This is a genomic window from Streptomyces sp. NPDC060209 (assembly GCF_042728155.1).
In the GTDB taxonomy this organism is placed as follows: Bacteria; Actinomycetota; Actinomycetes; order Streptomycetales; family Streptomycetaceae; genus Streptomyces.
This window is the reverse complement of the sequence record NZ_JBHWZS010000548.1, coordinates 1-2,149: the sequence shown is the minus strand read 5'-3', so window position 1 is coordinate 2,149 and position 2,149 is coordinate 1. Positions and strand designations below refer to the sequence as shown.

At 65.0% G+C, this 2,149-nt stretch carries 3 protein-coding genes; all 3 read left to right on the top strand.

Annotation, left to right across the window (positions count from 1 at the left end; genetic code table 11):
• The first annotated feature begins 159 nt into the window (after positions 1–159).
• Genes ACFWFI_RS42450 through ACFWFI_RS42440 form a run of 3 tightly spaced genes read left to right on the top strand, consistent with a single transcriptional unit; the run spans position 160 to position 1,471 of the window.
• Positions 160–504, top strand: coding sequence for a transposase (locus ACFWFI_RS42450; RefSeq protein ID WP_384818334.1), 345 nt, complete (start codon positions 160–162; stop codon positions 502–504).
• Complete coding sequence (locus tag ACFWFI_RS42445) at positions 501–1,055, top strand: hypothetical protein (protein ID WP_387401269.1); 555 nt, start codon at positions 501–503, stop codon at positions 1,053–1,055. Before ACFWFI_RS42450 ends, ACFWFI_RS42445 begins: the two co-directional genes overlap by 4 nt.
• An 11-nt stretch (positions 1,056–1,066) precedes the next feature.
• On the top strand, positions 1,067–1,471 hold the full coding sequence (locus tag ACFWFI_RS42440) for a hypothetical protein (protein WP_387401267.1): 405 nt from the start codon (positions 1,067–1,069) through the stop codon (positions 1,469–1,471).
• Positions 1,472–2,149 lie beyond the last annotated feature (678 nt).

The following is a 2,149-nucleotide window of genomic DNA, read 5'->3' as shown; positions in this document are numbered from 1 at the left end:
CCCTGGCGAGCCCGAAGCCTTTTGCCTGCGCCTTCGGCGCGCACCGGCAAAAGGGTTGTCGGCCCTGCGCCTTCGGCGCGCACCGGGCCGACAAGCACGCGTCGCGCCGTGCGGCCTCCTGGGTCACGCCCCGGAAGCACAACGCGAAAGGCGCTTTCAGTGACCCCACTTTCATGCCCGCATTGCGGCGGCCTCTCGGCCTACCGCATTCGGCCCGACGGCCTGTTCGGGTGCCCCGAATGCGGCAACCTCCTCGACCGCCGCGATATCGACCTCGACGGGTTCGAGGTCTGGGTCGTCGATGAGACCGGAACCCTCGGCAAGGTGCAGGACCCCACCGAGGCCCGCGAACGGCTTCACGAGTACCTCGACGAGTACCTCGACGAGCCCCTCGACTCCTATTTCGAGGCGAGCATCCTCAACGCCTTTGAGTGGGCCGTCGCCGACGTCCTCGACGCCATGAACGCCGGTCTCCGCATCCCTGAAATGGAGAGCACCAAGTGAGCAACGGATTCCGATTCCAGCTCGGCACTCCGGACCAGGAATGCCGATACCCCGTCCGCCTCGACGGACTGCACATCGGCCGCATTTACCGTTGGCACGGCGCTTGGTACGCCGTCCCGGCGGGACACTCGGAAGAAATCCGAGTTGCTGCCGGAAGCGCAGGAAAGGAACTCGCCGCCGGGTACCTCGTCGCAATGTACGACCTGCGGCAGATCACGCCGCAGGACGAGAACGAGGACGAGGCCGCTACGCCGCGCGAATTGGTCGGCCCGGTGCCGCTCCTGCACCCTCGAATGCCCGCAACGCCCCGAAACACCGAGGCCGCGCATAAGGCAATGGCCGGACTCGCGGAATTCCTTTGGACTCCGCTCGGCGGTTACCCGGGTGCGGATAACCCGTGGTTCGTCCGTTGCGAACTCTGCGGATGGCAGGGCCCCCGCTATTGGTCCCACTTGCGCGGGCGCAATGGAAACCCGCCCTCGGCATTTCGGCACCCCGGATGCCTCGACGCGGAAAAGGTCCGCGCCGCAATCACCGTCTACGGCAAGTGAAAGGCAGAGAAATGACGGACCTTTACGCGGACGGTGCCGCCGAGGCCAACAGGACCCGCGCGCACTGGGCACTCACGGCCCTGGAAGCGTTCGGCAAGGAGACCGGGCAAAACTACGTTGACGGCACCCTCGACGTGGGCGACGACGTTCTCAGGGAATTGGGCGGCGACCTCCTCGCCGACCTGTTCCACCTCGCCCGCCTCAACGGCTGCGCCCCTGAACTCGTCATCGACGCGGGCCTCATGCACTTTGAGGCCGAGCTCGACGAGGAGCGGGCCGAGGAAATCGAGCCCTACATCGAAAGGGCCAAGGCCGCAGGGGTCGAGCTCTCGCCCGGTGACTTCAAGTGGGACGAGGACCGGCCGACCCTCGACGGGATGGAACCCGCCGACTGGCTCGACCACATGACGGACTGACAGAACGGCCTAGGTAACGACTAGGCAACAGAAAAAGGGTGACCGGTGAATGGTCACCCTTTTTCCATGCCTAAATGCGCGGCCAATCGACAGCCCTTCGGGCTGGGCCGCCTCTATGTGGCCTTCGGCCACGGGCGGCCTGGTCCCGCTTCGCGGGCCCGAAAGGAAACCCGCCCCCCTAAGTGGCCTTCGGCCACGGGGCGGAAAAGACCCGGCCCTATCGGGCCGCCGCTATCGCGGTGGGCCCCTTTAAGGCGCTTCGCGCCGGGGCCCGCCCCTGCGGGGCAGAGGAAAACGGCCTACGGCCGTTTAGAAAAAGGGGGCTAAGGTATTCTCATAAAGCCAGCGAATTACTCGGAAAGGGCACTCAATAAAGAGGCGACCACTACACTTGACAAAGAATTGCGTAAGCCTTATGGTGGGGAACCTAAAGAAATTCGATAAAGGGAGGTGAGGGAAATAGAAACCAAGTTCGAGGGAAACGGAACCGACAAGGCCACCCCCACCCCTCCTAGCCAGCCTAGCCGCGAAGCGGCAAAAGCCCAGGTCAGAGGCCGCGAAGCGGCCCGAGAAACCCCCACAACCGCCGTGAAACGGCGGTCAGGCTCCGCGAAGCGGAGCCCTCGACGGCGTGAAACGCCGTCAGGGGATCGGCGAAGCCGATCCCTGGTGGTAGGC